The sequence below is a fragment of the Alteromonas sp. Cnat2-8 genome (assembly GCF_022348355.1).
Lineage (GTDB): Bacteria > Pseudomonadota > Gammaproteobacteria > Enterobacterales > Alteromonadaceae > Alteromonas > Alteromonas macleodii.
This window is the reverse complement of the sequence record NZ_JAKREX010000008.1, coordinates 116,306-133,883: the sequence shown is the minus strand read 5'-3', so window position 1 is coordinate 133,883 and position 17,578 is coordinate 116,306. Positions and strand designations below refer to the sequence as shown.

The window sequence follows — 17,578 nt, the reverse complement described above, 5'->3', positions numbered from 1 at the left end:
CCAAAAATAGCATGGTAACAGCAGTGAAATAAAAAGTCTTGATGTTGGACTTGCTGAAATGATGTTAGACCGTATCACCAAGTTACCACTTCGCCATTCCAGTCGATAAAATGACAAGCTTGGTCTCGATTAAGCGCCGAAAGGTGGTGAATGAGCTGTTTAGCGGTAAACTCAGGCGTGAACAATTTCTTGGCGGCGACGTTCTTTTGAAAAGGCTTAGAAAGCCCCGTATCAACCGTCCCAGGGTGATAACAAACAAGCATCACGTCTTTCAATCTGCGCTTGTATTCTACCGACGCTGTTTTAACCAACATGTTGAGCGCCGCTTTCGACGCGCGGTAGCCGTACCACCCGCCAAGTCCATTATCTGAAATACTCCCTACTCTCGCGCTTAAGCAAACAAGGGTTGAGCCTTCTTTACTCATAATATTCACCAAATGCTTGAGCCACATTGCGGGAATAATGCTGTTAGTCGAAAAATAAGCCGCTAAGGCCTGCTCGCTGACATCTTCCAAACGTTTCTCAGGATGAATGCCATCGCTTTCGCGGTGTAGAAAGCCTGTTGTGATAACTACCGTAGTTAACACAACCTGCTGTTCAGCCAGCTGTTCAACAAATTCGCTAATGTGCCTATCGTCCTGTTCGGCCAGCTGATGATAGGTAACATCCCCAGAATGATTGGTGTCAGATAAAGGGGCGCGACTAACCGCAAACACCCTAGCACCATCACTGCTATATTGCTCAATAAGCGCAGACGCAATACCGCCCGACGCGCCCACTATAAGGACGTTATTTTTCACTGGCTTCTCCTGGTATGCAGCGATCGCACTGGCGTTTTTTACCTGTTAACAGGTATGAAATAGTGTATCTATGCTTTGCGAATACATTGTAGAAAGCATCGGCTACATGACGAATAACAGGCCAGCGAAGCGGTGCATATAGCCAACCCATGCCCACGGCTTTCCATGCTTCATGAGTGACATCAAGGCCAGTTATCAACGTCCCGTCTTCACGAAGTCCGTGAATTCTTGCATTGAGTGCATGCCAATCCATGGTTGGATAACGGTTCGAAAAATCGGGGGCCTGAATATCTACCAATGTTAATTTGTTGTGCTTGTCTCTTTTTCTTAAATGACGCATTTCAGCGATACACAACGGACAATACCCGTCATAGAAAATAATCACGACTGAATACCTCTGCCAAATTTTGAACACGTTTATACGCATTCTTACCAGTTGCAAACTGCTTGAAAGAAAGCAGCTAGCCTCACATGTTAAAACCTTTCACTCAGCTCGCACATTATTCTTATTTAATATTCGTTTATACGATAAAAAAACACGCTTGGATGACTTGTGTTGTGACCTACCCGCACCCACACTACAGACAAAGATTAAGAGAGGTTTTTACTATGGCAAATTTACAAGTCGCCACGTTGGCAGGCGGATGCTTTTGGTGTATCGAATCAGCGTTTAATAGCGTTGAAGGCGTGGAAAAAGCAATTTCTGGCTATGCTGGAGGCGAAAAGGCCGATCCAACCTATGAAGAGGTATGCAAAGGAAATACTGGCCATGCTGAAGTGGTACAAGTGACGTTTGATGCCGACAGCATTAGCTACCGAGAGATACTAGAAATTTTCTTTGCGCTGCATAACCCTACACAGCTTAACAGACAGGGCAATGATGTAGGCACACAGTATCGCAGCGCGGTTTTCTATCACGACGATACACAAAAAGCTGAAGCAGAAAAAATTATCGCAGAAATCTCAGAAGAAGAGATTTGGCCCGATCCCGTAGTGACTGAAATAGTAGCAGTAAATAACTACTACGACGCCGAAGACTACCACCAAGATTACTTCAAAAATAATCCACAAAACCAATATTGCTCTATGGTGGTGGCACCTAAACTTGCGAAGTTCAAAAAAACCTTCGCTTCTCGACTTCGCAGCGACGCATAGATAAAACAGCGATATTAAGCGCGCTATCAATAGCGTTAGCCAACAATAAAAAGGGTTGCTTAAAAGCAACCCTTTGGTTTTTCAATCTATTCGTTTTCTTATTATTCAAACCAAACGCTGTTAATTTCTAGTGGAAATAATAAAGGCGCTAAGTCTTCATAACGCTTCTTATGCGCTTCACACGTCGCGTTTTTAAGGTAGTTTTTCTCCCAAGGATCGTTAATGATCCACAAGGTATTTTCAATGGTCACTAATCCTTCCATCGACGAATTATCCATTGTGTACTGTTCGCAACTCTGATCGCCGGCAACGTCGAAAGTAATAGGGATACGCTTTGTTGGCTTACTGCCACTCACATCAATTACCCACAGTTCATTGTCGTTTCTTGCTGCGCCAAACAAATAGGATGCGCCCGTTGAATGAGTATATAACGCCAGTCCATTGATAGGATGATTACCTGAAGTAAACGAAGGAAGTTGAAGGTTAGGCTCGCTCACTGTGGCAAAATCATTCGACGAGAAAAAGTCTTCATCAACAGCCAATGTAAAAATTCTTGGCTGTCCTGCTTTATCTTTCTCTAGCGCCATATATAACGTGCCGTCTTCAGCCATCGTCAACCCTTCAATGCCGTCGTTAGGAAAATTACCTACTTCAAAATCGTTGGGAAACTGAAGAGGTCGGACATCCGACATTTCAACCGAGCCATTATCTTTTCGTGTCAATTTTACCAACAAGGTAGGGTAATCTGTTGACCCTGTTTCCTCGTATTTGGATTCACAGCGAGGGCTTAATGCGCCGGTACGGGTAGCATCTTCGGTAACCGTATAAATTACGTTAGTGTCTCTGGGGTCTACGGCTAGCGCTTCTAAATCAGGTTGCTCGCTCAAATAGCTATAAAAGCAGCTTCGGCGCACGGTGTTGGAAAATGAAAAGCGTTCGCTCGATGCGCTCAGCGTTGCGGTATCTGGTGAAATGCTATGAAGTTTCAACTGTTGAGTGGTATCAGCACTAGCATCTGCGATAGTGACAAGTTGACCGTCTAGCACCACTAACCCTGAGGTTTGAGGATCAAACATAACGTTGCCTTTTTCATCAAGGATCCATTTACCCACAGTGACTTCTGTTAAGTCTTGAGGTTCAGGAGTAATAACAACGTCTTTCGGCTCGCTACAGGCGCTTATCAGTAAAGTGGTTAGCACAGCACTGGTTAAATATTTTAGCATAGTGTGAAGTCCTCTCTCCGTTTATTAAGACGAGAGCAAAAGGTAAAACTGAAAAAATTGTAAGGGAGTATATCGAGCATACCGTTTATTCACAAAAAAGAGTAAGGTTATGCGATAGACATCAGGTTTGCTGAGTACATATATGATTTGGCAACGTTAAATAGTCGTGCTGTCATCATGTTTTCAATTAATGTGCAGCATATTTAGTTAACACACTTACGTGTATTAATATTGACGAAAATTAAAGGAGAGCGTCATTTCTACGCAGCACTTGCCCCAAGTTATTGCAGGTCCAATAGTAAGAAGGGTGACATCTACAGAATGTCATATTTGGGTAGTAACCAGTAACGCCGATTCACCTGCGCTAAATCTATCTGCAAATGAAGTCGTCGTCAGCGGCAATTGTCAACGCGAAACCATACGCGTAGGTAAGTACGCATTTATACACTTGCTCTCTTTCACTTCGTCAGAGCCCTTCGAAGATACTGCGCGGATAGGTTACTCGCTATCTTTTAGCGACGATGCTCAGCAGGCTTCATGGGAAAATGAACAACGCGGGCTTCTTTACGATGGGCAGTCTTCCTTATGTTTCCACTACACCGAGACTCCCGAGACCATATTGCACGGCTCATGCCGTAAGCCTCACTTTCACAGTGATGATGCCCTAGCACAAGTAGATGTACTCCATAAAAATGCGTTCAAAAAGGAAAATGATTTTCCCGATCTCCTGTTGATGACGGGCGATCAGATTTACGCTGATGATGTCGCAGGTCCTATGCTTAAAGCCATACACAGCGTGATTGACCGTTTAGGTCTTTATCATGAAGCACTGGAAGGGGCAGTAGTAACCAACACTAATGAACTTGCCACACATGAACATGGGTATTACGAACGAGAGCAGCTTCTGCCACAAATTGCGACCAATACGGTACTGTCTTCAATATTCTTTGGTGCTAAGAAAAAACCGGTATTCACATCAGTAAACGCGCAAAACCATTTGATTGGCAGTGCGGAGATCATCGCTATGTATTTACTGGTGTGGTCCGACACGCTTTGGGCTGATATCAATATAGATAAAGATGGGATCCCCCCAAAATACCACGCTATTTTCGACAAAGAACACGAGGCGCTTAACGGCTTTGTAAAACAGCTACCGCAGGTACGTAGGGCCCTGGCACACATTCCTACCTATATGATTTTTGACGATCACGATGTTACCGACGATTGGAACTTAACCCGGGGCTGGGAACAAGAAGTCTATGGAAACCCTCTATCAAAACGCATGATCGGCAATGCGCTTATCGGCTACTTGCTTTGCCAAGGCTGGGGAAATGCTCCAAAAAAAGTAGCGCCATTAATTGCTAAAGTACAAGAATCAATGGGAGAAAGCGGTTTAAACTCGCACGATGAAATCATTGATGATCTGTTGGATTTTGATCAGTGGCATTACCGTTTAGATACCACACCACCTATTGAGGTTTTAGACACCCGCACGCAGCGTTGGCGCAGTGAATCTAATATGAATAAGCCCTCGGGGCTAATGGACTGGGAAGCACTGTGTGATTTTCAGCATTCTATAATTGGCAAAGAATCTGTCATCGTCGTCTCTGCCGCTCCCATTTATGGTGTAAAGGTTATCGAAGCCATTCAAAAGGTGTTTACGTTTTTTGGCAAGGCGCTTACTGTTGATGCTGAGAACTGGATGGCCCACAAAGGCACCGCGAACGTTATATTAAACATATTCAGGCATTACAAAACGCCCCCCGATTTCATCATTCTATCTGGCGATGTGCACTATTCCTTTGTATACGATGTACGCCTGCGCTTTAGGCGCAACAGCCCCCACATCACCCAGTTCACCTGCAGCGGATTAAAAAACGCCTTTCCGGATGGATTGATCAAATGGCTAGATAGATTAAACCGCGTGCTTTATCGCTCTAAATCGCCTCTAAACCTTTTCACAAGACGTCGAAATATGTCAGTAAAAGCGAGAGAGCCAAGTTTGGGCTATGGCGAATTATTCAACGGTTGCGCCATTGGTGTATTAAAAATTTCACAGAAAAACACCGATGTTCAGTGCAAAGCTTTGTTGAGCAACGGTAAAGAGGTAGAATTCCCAGCTTCTAAAGACGATTAGTTCAAAAGAGGTATCTAATGAGTGATAGCGCACTGTCCATCGGATTATTTTACGGCTCAACAACCTGCTATACAGAAATGGCAGCAGAAAAAATCCAAGCGCAACTCAATAGCCTTTTTGACGAAGATATTGTTGACCTTCACAACATTAAAGACGTTAACCTAACGCGCACGGCCGAATACGACATTATCATTTTTGGTATTTCAACGTGGGACTTTGGCGAGCTCCAGGAAGATTGGGAGTCTCATTGGGAAGAAGTGCACGGTTTGGATTTATCAGGGAAAACCATCGCCTTATTCGGACTTGGCGACCAACTTGGTTACGGTGAATGGTTTCAAGATGCATTAGGCATGCTTCACGATGCAATATTGCCATCAGGCTGTAAGATCGTGGGTTATTGGCCAAACGAAGGCTACGAGTTTACCGCCTCAAAAGCGTTAACCGAAGACAAAACTCAGTTTGTTGGCCTGTCTCTTGACGATGAAAACCAATACGACAAAACAGACGCGCGCATCGAAGCATGGTGCGAACAGTTATTGGTCTCGATGGCTTAACGCCTATAAATTTCGGATGTCAGTGTTGGAAAGTAAAGGCCGTATTCATCAGCAGTTTTATCGCAACGGCCCAAGCCACAGGGACGGCGCTGATGTTTCATTTCAAGATATTCGCAAACTGTTTAATTTCGCTACGATCACTGTGGGTAGATGGGTAACAGCAGAAGAACAACAGATCGCTGCCAACCTCTTTTTCGATGCGCTTTACGATCTGGTCGCGATCTTAAATATCAATGAACAGGTGTTATCGTTAAACGGATCCCTGTCACTGGCTTTTGGCAGTGGCGGTCAAAAACACAGCAGTGCCCACTACAACAGTGCGAAAAGACAGCTTGCGCTAGCAAAAAATGCAGGAGCCGGAGCGCTAGCCCACGAATGGTTTCACGCTTTCGATCATTATATTGCGCCGCGCATGTTCGACGGTATTGCTGCCGGTAGCTTTGCCACACAGGCCTGGCTCGACAATGCCCCGATGAATCCTCATCCGTTGAATCAAAAATTGAGCGATTGTTTCTCGCTATTGTTCCTAAATGATCAAAAAAGACCAAATGAGTACTTTGTGCGATCCGTAGAAGCTGATCGCGCGTTAAAAATGTATTATTATGCTATGCCTCAGGAGATGGCTGCCCGCGCATTTGAAGCCTGTATTCAAGATCACGAGATCAAAAACGCATTTTTGGTGCAGGGGACAAAAAAATCAACGGAAGCTAGACTTGGCATTTATCCTCATGGTAACTTGCGTACATCACTCAATCAGGCATTGATGTTGTATTTTTACCAATTAGGTGTCGCTATTTCACATAAACAAACCTAGTTTGTTGTTTTATTACTGTGAAACTGAGTATTTTTTCAACAACAAGTGTTAATGAGCACACTGTTTTTGTACAAAACCCTGTATATTTTTGTAACAAGCAGTATACTAAAGCGCTCGAACGTAACAGAAGAAAGAAGACGAGATGAAAAGAAAGAAGCATACCTCGGCTGAAGACGAGGCTCAGATTGATATGACCCCCATGTTGGACATCGTGTTCATCATGTTGATTTTCTTCATCGTAACGACCTCGTTCGTGAAAGAGAAAGGTTTGGACGTAAACCGTCCTGAAGATAATCAAGCGAAAAACGATAAGCCTTCAAAAGCGCTTTCTATCCGTATTGATGCTGATGGCACAATTATGATGGGCGGCCGCGAAGTTGATATTCGTCGTGTGGTTGCAAACACGCAAACATACCTAGCGGAAAACAACACGGATTCAGCTGCTATCCAGGCTCACGAAGACAGTGAGCACGGTACTGTGGTAGAAGTTATGAACCAAGTTAAAATTGCAGGTATTGATAAAGTATCTGTTTTGGTTAAAAAGAGCAGCTAAAACGCCTTTCTGACCACGCAAATTAAAGAAAGCCACCTTCGGGTGGCTTTTTTCGTATAAGACCTTATACCAAAGTATCTCTTGTGCTATCGCATGAATTTTGTTCAGATCGTACCATTCGGTGTGTCTGGAAAATCCATGTTGAAACTCGGTTCCAGACTCTGATGTCACTGGAGCCATTATGCACAAAAAAATACTCTACACTGCTGTACTTGCAGCAGTTATGTCAGCACCACAAGTGTCTGCCGCCAAAATTGAACTAAGTGAAGCGTTTGAATATAACGCATTCATCTTCGATAGCTTTACCGGCCAATCTTCCGATGTTGAAGGAAGACTAGCAGTCGGTGGCGAAATGAACGTATCCGATTTCAATGTCGGCTTACTGCTATCGCCAGATATGTCTGAGTCTGCTCTTGCCGTAGGCGGTAACCTTCATTTCACGCGCGGTGATGTTCACGGTGGTTCAACTACCGTGTCAGGTATGGTGTTTGGCTCTGAACTCACATTCGATAAAGCGGTTAACGCACAGCAGACTGTAAATCTCATTAATTCTACGGTGAAGTCTGGCGGTATCTCATCGAAAGGTGATGTCAAACTAGGTAACTCAAATGTTGTATCAGGTGATGTGCACGCCAATACTGTGAAACTTGGTGGGCCTAATAGTGTTTACGACAGTGTGAGTAACCCTACTTTATATGGCTCCCAAGTTGAAAACGGAAACGTATTTGCTGAGTCTAGCGTTGAACTTGATAGCAGCGAAGTTAACGGTACCGTAACGCTTAACGACGTTAACAATTACACCGCTATCAATGGTTCGACAGCAACATCTGTAGAACAGGGCAGCGTGAGTAAGGCTGACGTTAACAATATTGACTTTAATGCTATTGCTGCCGAAGTAACAGCGCAGTCTCAGGAGTTTGCGTCAATGTCGGTGAATGGCACAACAACATTGTCGTGCACTGACGCTAACGATTCGGATCAAGCGGTTGCTTGTACCGACGCTAGCAAGGATGTATTAAATACCATTACCTTCTCTGGCTCTGATGACATCAATATCTACAATATTGACGCTAGTTGGTTCAGCGCTGCTGATAAAGGCATTGTTTACGATTTCTCAACCACCAGCTACAACATCATCAATGTGTACGGTGAATCAGTTGAGTTATTTAACACTGGCTTCTTTAATACGGCCTTTACGCAGGAAAATGAATATTTCAGAGAAAATGGCCAGTACAGAGACAATGACAACAATGTAGGTCAGCGTCATGATGGCCTTTATACCAACAACATCTTGTTTAACTTTGTTGATGCTGATTTTCTTACACTACATAGTGTGGGTGTTAAAGGTAGTGTACTGGCGCCATATGCAGAGCTTAGTTTCTACAATGGTCATGTAGACGGTAATGTCATTGCTAATAGATTGGTCACTCCGTTGGTGCAACTGATTAATGACGACGGCGAAACCTACAATGCGCCAACAGGCCAAGTAAATAACTATCAGTTCGGCGCTATCAACGTAAGTGAACCTGCATCAATCGCTCTTTTATTTGGCGCTGGATGTTTCATGCTAGCTAGACGTAGAAAAGCGAATTAACGCTTTAAAAAGAGAGTGAATCTTCAGGCAAAAGCGGCTTTATAGTGCAAAGCCGCTTAATCTTGGCGAAGACAGCAAAAGCTCATCGCTTGTTACACCAGCACCTCGCCCTTCTCGCCACCTTATCTGAATACCCGCTTCAAATGCTTGGTACTCAACCGCAAATGCTTTTCCTATATACCCAGCCACAATCCAGTTGTGATTGATTCGATACTGACCTTCAGCCATAAAATTTCCGCTTAAACCCGTATCTGAGCTTTCACCAAGGGTCGCGTTCTCGTCTGCCGTAGGAAATGCACCTCCAATCGGAAAGCGCAGATCATCGTCTTGTTCAACACGTGAAAGCGCAAGTGAACTTCGAAGTTTAACTTGCCAGTTTAGCGCCTCAAGCGTTAACAGCTCTGAATAGCCCCCGATGCTGACAAACTGACTGGGGCTAAAGTAGCCACCATTGCCGACCGTAAAGCCGCTTAGATTTTTATCATAGCTTGTATAGCTCAAGAATGGCCCTACACGCCAATAATCAAGCATGGGAGATATCATGGTAGCAATATCGTAACTCACATCACCCCGTAGAGAGAGTGCGCTATTATCGGCAACCTGCTCGCCTTCTAAGCGACTAACCTGAGCAGTACCTGCAACGGACCAGTTGTCGGCCACTGCATGCGCTACTAACCCTCTTATGCCACTTTCTATCACGTAGCCCCAAGGTTTCGCGTGATCAGCATTGAAGGTTCCGGTTTGGCTTAATAAGCTGTCTTCTTTTGCCTTTCTAAATAAGGTTGCAGCTACCGTTGTACTGGTAAGAAATTTGGTTGCAGATATCTGCCCGGTTACTTTAGCGCCAACGGGTTGATCGAACATGGCATATTCAAGGTTAGCGTAAAAATTGAAATCAGGTGCCTGATAATGCGCTTCGGCGCGAAGCCCCTTATCTTCAAAGCCGCTTATTCCCGAAAATGCTCCACTCAATTGGTCGTTACCAAACCAGTCACCAACTTGAGGACTACCGCTGTAGAATTGCTTATAGTCGAGTGATACCTGCCACAGCCAGTTTTCATAACCGCTGCCAATACCAATATATTGCGACAGAACATCGAAATTACCGAGTCCCTCACTTCCGCTTCGACTGCGAGTATTAATACCGTAGACTGCACTTAGGCCATCTTTAGTTTGTGCTGTAACTCCCCGCGCATCGCGATTTTGATAGGCTAGCCAAAACTGTTTTCTAGGCCAGGCGTTACGTGTGGTGCGTTCTTGCAATATGCTTTTTACCGCACTGTATCTCAGCGCCAATCGGTTCAGTGTGGCTTCGTCGTCTTGATTAATTGTAACCAATTCATTGGCAATTACCGCATCGGTTGGCGTCTTCGCGAGCACTCGCTCGAACGCTGCGGTGGCGGTTGTGGTGTCTTGTATCTCTTTAGCAGCCCACCCAATTAGTGCTTGCTCATCTACACTTAACGGTCTCAAACGGGCAAGTGCTTCGCCTGACTCAATACTTTGCTTGTAGCGCCGTGTATCGTAAAACTGAGCCTGTCGGCTAGCCAGACCATCAGCACAGCGTCGAATGAAAACCTCAGTATTGACACTACATGCTAGGTCGAACGCGCTTTGCTTGGCCGTGTCGCTGCTTTGCGCGCTAAGTGACAAATACCTGCCTTCATTATCGTTCACCAAACTAAATAGCGCGTCGGCAAAGTCGTAATTTTTCAAGTCGTATTGTTGCCATGCCGCGCCCTGCAGCACTTCTTTCACGTAGCCGCTGTTATCAGATTTGAGAAATTGCTCCAGCGTTGTCGTATCGCGCAAAGACAATGCCTGCTGTAGCTTAATACCAGTGACACTGTTAAGGCCTTGTTGAGCGGATTGTTTATCGATATCCCGAACTGCCGATTGTTGAGCCTGAGAGAACTGCTGCGTTGCCATTTCTAACATGCCTTTATCAATGGCCGTCCAACCCATAAGCAAGTAAAAATCAGTTCGCTTAATTTGATTGCTCAATGCAATAAGCGTTTCTACTTTTTGCTTCGACGTATTTGCTCTGGCTTTCGGCGTTAACTGAGCAAATTGTTCGAGCGGGAGGGCTTTAGAAGCGGGCTTATCTGGCTGCTTTTTTAAAGCCTGAAGCGATTCTCTTGGCTCTGAAACTACAGGCTTGTTAGTACCTTTTAAGCGGCCGTTTATTCTGTTTAGTTCGGTTTCGACTTCTTGTGGCACCTGCCACGTAGGGTAACGAGCTTTTAAACGCGTAAACTCTTCATTGGCTTGCTGAATCTGTCGCTCATTAATATGGTACCAAAGCCCTGTTAAATCCGGCTGATCTTGTTGTGCAGGTAATATACCCAGATCTTTTTCTTTGTACCTTGTTTTAGCTTGTCCGTATGCCTGCACCGACACAAGTGACGTGGCCAAAGCGCCTAGTGCCAGATACAAAGACGTGCGAGTAAACCGAGTTTTCACGATGCGTTATCCAAAACTGCTAGCATAGAAAGCAGCGTTAAACTTGCCGAGTAATAATCCATGTTTCGATTGATCTCAGGCCACTCTGGCCTTTGCTTTTCTTCTGATTTCATCAAGCTGTTTACGGCCATCTGCACTGAACGCATTCCCTTAGACATTTCGTACTCAGCGGTTTCCTCGTTTAACAGGTTGATGGTAGCTGGCGTAGGCGTTATCGCCCACCATGCATAGTAGGGGGAAAGTAGCTTCTCAGTTAACCTAGCGTTTTGGCGAAAACGTGGGGACCATGCTAGCTGAAGCGGTATACGGATCGCATTAAAACCAAACTCAGGCGATATCACATTATCTAAACTTAACGCACCAATCTTACTGTTATCGGACTCAGTACTATTAGGGGTGAAACGCACCCAATCACTGGGCAATTGGTAGGTAGAAAACTGCATATTCGACAGCAAGATCAAGCCCGACTCGAACAGGCTTTCCCAACGTGACGGAGTATCCGACAGCGAAGACAGGTCAGTTATGGCGGGAAAAACCCAATAGGACAGATTTAGCTGAAGGCTGCTATTTCCTGTTTGGTCAGATGCAAATCCGTATTCCCCTGGCAAGAGCACTACACTGTTATTATTCACCACCAGAAGTTTCTGCTCTACAGCACGTACAATATTCCTGGCGTCCTCCTCATACTTACCAACGCCCCACTTTTCACTTGCACGCAATAATGCCCACGCAATAAGAATCTCACCATCAGAGGCATTATTAGGGTCATCGATACAAGAAGATGAATTATCCACACAAGGTCGGTAGCGCCAGCTAAATAGCCCGTCTTCGCGCATGAGCGTACGTTGGGTCCAGTGCCATAATGCATCAAAGGTGTCTTTGTCGTTGGCGGCGACGGCAAAGAGCATACCGTATCCTTGCCCTTCGCTGTGAGACACATCATCATTTCCTGTGTCTACCACGCGCCCGCCGTCAACAAACAATGCCTTATACGCTATGTACTGAGACTTGAATTCGCTATCTTCCTTGGTAGAGCACGACGCCAACAGGAACAAAAAACCTATCACTAGCGTCGCTTTTGTAGCGTAATGCAGCTTTACCATGAGTCTTGCACTTGTTTATTTCTGCGTTTAAGCAACAGATAAATAAGTAGGCTCACAACAAATACAACCAATATAAAGCCTATTAACCAATACCACGGGTTGTTAGACAGCCATAGTCGTAAATGCAGCCAGCTGTCGTCGGCTTCACCCACTTCATATTTATCGCTTACCTGCATGATGAGTGATGGCGAAAGACCATCTTTCCATGCGAAGAAATCCCCTGCCATCTGCCCCCACATCGACAAACTAACCAGATCCTCGACTCTAGCTTGAAGAAGTTCCGGCGTCTGCGCTGCAACAATGAACAAGGTATCGGTTTGTGATGAAACAGGGTGTGCCTGTGCAGTAAGTACTGCTTGCTCACCTAAGTCACTTTCTTGAACGGTATGACCGTCTATGCGCATTTCTTTGAAAGACTGATCGTCAGTCAGGTTTCTTACGCGATTGTACAGATTGTTCTGTAACCGATAAGACCAGCGTTTCGTTGCCTCAATGGCCGTACTGAATTCAGACTGCTCAATATTCGTTAAGCTTTCAGGGGTACCTAGAACAATCACAGAACCTTCGGTTGTAATGTCGTTTCCAGTTGCTATTTTCACGTTCAATAAAGGCACTTGGGCTACTTGCGCTAATTTCGCTGAAAGGGTTAACGCTGTATCTAAATAGTCATCTGACGGAATAGCAATGGTTGACGATGGTGCTGACTTAAAGCGCGCAAACGGGTAAGCCGTTTCTGAAAGCAAGACGAGATTAGGTTGAACTGCCACGTTTCCTGCATCAGGTAGCTTTATTGCCGAAGAATCATCAAGCTGGAACACGAGGTGGGAACCAGGAATATCATCACAAGGCACACCTGCTAACGGCGCTCTCATGGTTACCGCAAAGTCTAAATTATTCGTCCCGCCTTTGAAGAACCGTGCAGGTATTCTTAACTGATAGTCTCGGTAGGATTGTCCGTTAATATTATTAAGAGACAAACCGTGTACAAGTTCGTCATTCACGCTTACATTCATAACCGAACCTGGCCCAAAACCTGCGCCATACCCGAAGTCTAAGAGCAAGCTCACGCTCGCGTTTTCAGGTACATAAAAATCTGCAGGCAATCTGAATGACACCCGTTTGGTGAAGTTCCCCTCATCCCTAAACTGCGTGGTCGCCACACCAAAGTCTTGGAATGTGTAGTGATTGTCTGGGTTCAGAATGCGATGACGCTGCAGCGTTTCCGCCTGCATTTGTGACTGTGAAAGTACGGTGACTTGTGAAATAGGGTTAATCGCATCGTCCATTACCGCCAAGGCTTTCGCTGCCTCAAGTACTTCATCTTGCGTAGTTCCGCTGACAATAAGGCGGTAACTAGCCGGTACAATAACGTTGCTGTCCTTAACAAACGCAGGTGTGCGCTGTGCTTTTAGAAACGCGCCATCAATGTCGTTAATCACTTCGTCAGATAATACCGGTGATAACGCGTCGACTGTACCAACTAGAATGTGAACAGGCTGTTTTTGCTTGGCTTTGAGATACCAGGCAGCACGCTCGTAGCGAGCAACATTTTGGTCGTTCCAAAAACTATTTTCTGTGTCTTCTAGCTGGGGCAAAACGTAACCATCATCAAAGCTGTCATGCTCGATAATAAGCGGCTGATATTGATTCCTAAGAGACAGTGCTTGAGCAACAATGGGAAGTGTCTGATATTTAATTTGATCATCAGCTTCTCGCGCCGTGTAAAGCTGAACGTTTCGCTGTCCGCCAATTCCTGGATTAAAGAATCCGCTCAGCTCATCTAACGTGAAGCGCTTTTCATTCACCGACGTCGCAATTTTTAGCGTTGAGTTGTATGCATTAATTTCGCTCCACAATTCAGGCGCACTGCCGTCAACACATTGCTCGGCATAGTGCTGACTTACCGCTAGTGTCAAAGAGTTAAACCCGGCTCGCCACAATGAAGTAGGGATCGCAATTTCAGATACAAGAGAAGGTCTGTCTGGGTCGAACGCAATCTGTCCAATGGTCGCATTATTAAATCTTACATACAGCTGAGAACGCTTTTTGATTAACGCCTGCGAGCTGACCACTTCTAATGTAAGTAGCGCGCTGTCCACATCAGTTACTGAACTAAGGGGAATTGGAATATCAATGGAGGCAGATTTTCCCTGCAAGCGCACGGTACTTTCACCGCCAAAAAAGTCGGTTAATCGATACGTGTCAGTTTGCGCCGCTAGGGTAAAAGGCATGCACAAACATATGATGAACATAAGAAATTTTTTTATCATTGATTTTCCTTTGCCGGTTTAGCAAGCAAACCTAATTTCCCGGCGAATTTCCCCATTAATACAAGCATATGCAATAAAACAGGCTTTAACCCAACTTTCAACACATGTTTTGCACCGAACCAATATGAGATAGCCCTTGTTCTTCTTCGTTGAAACGACATCCAGCGCAGACTATCACACAGTGAATAGGCGACGACTTCGTTTTCTTGTTCTTCGGTTTGAGGCATAAAGCGTACTCGAAGAATTTTTGACCTATTGTCGTAATGCAGAACGCTAATTGGCAAATGAACGTTCTTATTCAGTGCGTGACTCCACGATGTGAGCGTGGCATTTTCAGGTACTAACGCTCCCTCACCTTTCAAGCGTAACCGAGCTCCACCTAGCGAAAGATCGACCAAATCTCCAACCCAAGCTTCATCACTTGTAGTCTTAATAACGACACTGTTGGTAGCTGGTAGGCGTGCCTGACTACGCACCTGTTTCCGCTCTAATAACACACTAAGAACAGACAACAATAGAATCAAATTAAATACATTCCACAACATGACCACCACAGTAAGTTCGCGTGTAAGAGGCTCTGTTATGAACTTATAGACACCGCTCCCTAATGCGAATGTGATTACCAATATTAGCCAGTAAAACACGCTCGATAGTGGCGATACAAAGGTTCTGTCAAGACTCTCTCCTTTTGGTGTTACAACAAATGAAGGTGCCCGCGGCTTTAAGAAAACCTTGATTAATGCGTTTAGCGTAAATGCGCACTGTAGTATTTCATATAACTCTGACACTAAGGGCCATCGGGTTCGCCCAAAGAGCATGGTGGATATCATGTATGTGGCAATAACGTGAGGCAGGGTGAAGGCAAAAATTTCCAGCATCGATGCATGGTAAACCTGAAGCCCAAAGACCAAATACGCCAGTGGCATAAGCAAAAAGATGATGCGAGCAAACGGAAACAGCCAAAACATGATTGAACTCATGTAGCCCACTCGCTGATACCATTTTAGTCCTTGCGCTTTAAAAGGCTTTTTAAGTAGTAAAATCTGCGTCATGCCTTGTGCCCAGCGCATACGCTGCTGAATAAACGCATCAAAAGTTTCTGGCGCAAGGCCGCTTACCATAGGTCTGTCCACATATACAGACTCGTAGCCCATTTTGTGAAGATCTAACGCGGTTTCTGCATCTTCAGTGATAGAGTCGCCGGAAATGCCCCCCACCAAATCGAGGTGCTTTCTTCTCATCAATGCGGCTGATCCACAGAAGAAGGAACTCCCCCAGTAGTCTAAGCCTTTCTGTATAGTGCCGTAAAACATGTCGTTTTCTGAAGGCATGCGAGTAAACGCAGAGAAGTAGTTACGCTCAACAGGATCTGGGTTAGCCATAAAATGAGGGGTTTGAACGAGAAAGACCTTCTCGTTTTTAAGCATCCACGGCACGGTTCTATCAAGAAAATCCGAAGTAGGAACATGATCAGCATCCAAGATAACAATCAAATCACCCGTGGTATTTTGTATTGCACTGTTCACATTACCCGCCTTGGCAAACTCATTTTTTGCTCGAGTGTGATAGGTAATATCCAAGCGTTTGCACAGTGCTTGCAAATCTTGTCGCCGCTGTTTTGCAGTGGCCGCTGACACAGGGTTTTCAGCGTTAATTTTCTGGTCGGTTCCGCCGTCGTCAAGCAAATGAATACGAAGCTTTTCTTTAGGGTAATCGAGCATTTTTGCAGCGCGGATAGTAACTTCTAATATCCCTTCATCTTCGTTATAACTCGGGATCATGACGTCTACACTGGGCAGAGTTGATTTATCTACCCCTTCCAGGGACAAAAGCGGTCGACTGAGCGGAAACGCGTTAACGATCGCCCCTAACACTGAAGTGATCCCCGCATAAATTTCAGCGCCAAATAATAGCCAGACGGCAATCATTGAAAGAAAATCTGAGTAGGTTAGCGTGTAAATACCACGCCACAGCAAATACCTGACGCTAAGCGCAATGGCTAGCACCAGAGCTAAAATGCGGAATAAATGCTGGTATTTTTGCGTGTGCCGCGCTTCTTTGCTGCACAAGGATATTGCAATGAGGATAACGATTGAAGAGAGAAGCTGGCCCAATGCATCCATGGGTGCCAGCAGTAGCACCCCAAGAATAAAGGATGCTACTAACAGAACAATAATGAACTGAGAGGTGTAGTGTTGTCTACGAGTTTGCGAATAGTCCAAGTTTGCGATCCAATACGTGTATTTGCGTTACACTTGCATAGTTCGCCCTGTTAATTAACGTAATTTTACCGTCCGACATTTCAATCTCGTGATTACTTTTATAAAACAAACGAGAAATGTCATCTCTCTGCTTTTTATTGCTTTTAGACGCTAACAACCACGCCGGATACGTTGCCATTCCAAATGCAGCTACAACAATAAGGCCATAGAACAATACTGGCGACATTGTTGGCGCTATGTACAGGGAAAATAAAAACATAGCCATACTTGCAACGGTAAATATACCAGTAATTTTGCGAAAACGTATAACTTTCATAAGTTTATTTTCTGCATCAAGCAGCATCGAAAGACGCTTCTTCCACAGCTGCTCTGTCTCTAAACTCGTGCGTTCTTCAACCAGTTGAGGTTTTTTAAAAGCAGGGTTGGTATTTTTAAACTGTTGAGCAAGCTCAAACACGTTTACCGCAGCGCCTTCATTAATAGCGCTCTGAAACGATTGTTCAAGCGTAGGTGATTGGTCAAATTGTTGTGAGTTATCTACTAATTTCACTGCGCACACTCCCCTCATTACTACACACTGAGTCTACTTCCGTACATTCAGAGGAAAAATTGCTGAAACCATACTTACTGATTAATAATGATACGCTTACATACGCAAATTGATATTGAACTTTAGCTCATTGAACTTTG

General features: G+C 44.8%; 14 protein-coding genes. 6 read left to right on the top strand and 8 right to left on the bottom strand.

The annotated features are described in order from the left end of the window. Positions 1-74: 74 nt before the first annotated feature. The gene (locus MHN00_RS19650; RefSeq protein ID WP_014950739.1) at positions 75-800 is read right to left on the bottom strand and encodes an SDR family NAD(P)-dependent oxidoreductase; all 726 of its coding nucleotides are present in this window, start codon (positions 798-800) and stop codon (positions 75-77) included. Next, positions 790-1,185, bottom strand: coding sequence for a DUF393 domain-containing protein (locus tag MHN00_RS19645; protein ID WP_014977428.1), 396 nt, complete (start codon positions 1,183-1,185; stop codon positions 790-792). The genes MHN00_RS19650 and MHN00_RS19645 overlap by 11 nt, the downstream gene beginning before the upstream one ends. Before the next feature lie 224 nt (positions 1,186-1,409). Here MHN00_RS19645 and msrA point away from each other — a divergent pair, with 224 nt between their 5' ends. Continuing rightward, complete coding sequence (msrA, locus tag MHN00_RS19640) at positions 1,410-1,955, top strand: peptide-methionine (S)-S-oxide reductase MsrA (RefSeq protein WP_239302143.1); 546 nt, start codon at positions 1,410-1,412, stop codon at positions 1,953-1,955. A gap of 101 nt (positions 1,956-2,056) precedes the next feature. Here the strand turns inward: msrA and MHN00_RS19635 are convergent, their stop codons facing one another. Next, complete coding sequence (locus MHN00_RS19635; protein ID WP_239302141.1) at positions 2,057-3,178, bottom strand: hypothetical protein; 1,122 nt, start codon at positions 3,176-3,178, stop codon at positions 2,057-2,059. A gap of 271 nt (positions 3,179-3,449) precedes the next feature. Between MHN00_RS19635 and MHN00_RS19630 the strand changes: the two genes are divergently transcribed. From MHN00_RS19630 to MHN00_RS19610, 5 genes are all read left to right on the top strand, one after another. Then, complete coding sequence (locus MHN00_RS19630) at positions 3,450-5,315, top strand: alkaline phosphatase family protein (protein WP_239302139.1); 1,866 nt, start codon at positions 3,450-3,452, stop codon at positions 5,313-5,315. A 17-nt stretch (positions 5,316-5,332) separates the two neighbouring features. Continuing rightward, entirely contained in the window at positions 5,333-5,869 is a 537-nt protein-coding gene (gene fldB / locus MHN00_RS19625) for a flavodoxin FldB (RefSeq protein ID WP_014950744.1), read from the top strand. A gap of 25 nt (positions 5,870-5,894) precedes the next feature. Then, on the top strand, positions 5,895-6,683 hold the full coding sequence (locus tag MHN00_RS19620; protein WP_014950745.1) for a CLCA_X family protein: 789 nt from the start codon (positions 5,895-5,897) through the stop codon (positions 6,681-6,683). 142 nt (positions 6,684-6,825) lie between these two features. Beyond that, positions 6,826-7,236: a biopolymer transporter ExbD gene (locus MHN00_RS19615; protein ID WP_014950746.1), complete on the top strand. Its 411-nt coding sequence runs from the start codon at positions 6,826-6,828 to the stop codon at positions 7,234-7,236. Between the two features lie 181 nt (positions 7,237-7,417). Beyond that, positions 7,418-8,830: a collagen-binding domain-containing protein gene (locus MHN00_RS19610; protein WP_014977432.1), complete on the top strand. Its 1,413-nt coding sequence runs from the start codon at positions 7,418-7,420 to the stop codon at positions 8,828-8,830. 39 nt (positions 8,831-8,869) lie between these two features. On the opposite strand, the gene MHN00_RS19605 is transcribed toward MHN00_RS19610, so the two are convergent. From MHN00_RS19605 to MHN00_RS19585, 5 genes are read right to left on the bottom strand one after another with little or no spacing between them, the layout of a single operon-like run. Next, the gene (locus MHN00_RS19605; RefSeq protein ID WP_239302137.1) at positions 8,870-11,293 is read right to left on the bottom strand and encodes a cellulose synthase subunit BcsC-related outer membrane protein; all 2,424 of its coding nucleotides are present in this window, start codon (positions 11,291-11,293) and stop codon (positions 8,870-8,872) included. Then, positions 11,290-12,360, bottom strand: coding sequence for a glycosyl hydrolase family 8 (locus MHN00_RS19600; protein ID WP_230633762.1), 1,071 nt, complete (start codon positions 12,358-12,360; stop codon positions 11,290-11,292). Before MHN00_RS19600 ends, MHN00_RS19605 begins: the two co-directional genes overlap by 4 nt. A gap of 29 nt (positions 12,361-12,389) precedes the next feature. Next, complete coding sequence (locus MHN00_RS19595) at positions 12,390-14,666, bottom strand: cellulose biosynthesis cyclic di-GMP-binding regulatory protein BcsB (RefSeq protein ID WP_239302135.1); 2,277 nt, start codon at positions 14,664-14,666, stop codon at positions 12,390-12,392. After that, the gene (gene bcsA / locus MHN00_RS19590) at positions 14,663-16,888 is read right to left on the bottom strand and encodes a UDP-forming cellulose synthase catalytic subunit (RefSeq protein ID WP_014950751.1); all 2,226 of its coding nucleotides are present in this window, start codon (positions 16,886-16,888) and stop codon (positions 14,663-14,665) included. Before bcsA ends, MHN00_RS19595 begins: the two co-directional genes overlap by 4 nt. Continuing rightward, positions 16,866-17,438, bottom strand: coding sequence for a hypothetical protein (locus MHN00_RS19585; protein ID WP_014950752.1), 573 nt, complete (start codon positions 17,436-17,438; stop codon positions 16,866-16,868). The genes bcsA and MHN00_RS19585 overlap by 23 nt, the downstream gene beginning before the upstream one ends. Between the last annotated feature and the right edge of the window lie 140 nt (positions 17,439-17,578).

Coding starts and splice junctions, on each gene's coding strand:
- msrA (WP_239302143.1), top strand. CDS start 1,410: ATGGCAAATTTACAAGTCGCCACGTTGGCAGGCGGATGCTTTTGGTGT.
- MHN00_RS19635 (WP_239302141.1), bottom strand. CDS start 3,178: ATGCTAAAATATTTAACCAGTGCTGTGCTAACCACTTTACTGATAAGC.
- fldB (WP_014950744.1), top strand. CDS start 5,333: ATGAGTGATAGCGCACTGTCCATCGGATTATTTTACGGCTCAACAACC.
- MHN00_RS19615 (WP_014950746.1), top strand. CDS start 6,826: ATGAAAAGAAAGAAGCATACCTCGGCTGAAGACGAGGCTCAGATTGAT.
- MHN00_RS19610 (WP_014977432.1), top strand. CDS start 7,418: ATGCACAAAAAAATACTCTACACTGCTGTACTTGCAGCAGTTATGTCA.
- MHN00_RS19595 (WP_239302135.1), bottom strand. CDS start 14,666: ATGATAAAAAAATTTCTTATGTTCATCATATGTTTGTGCATGCCTTTT.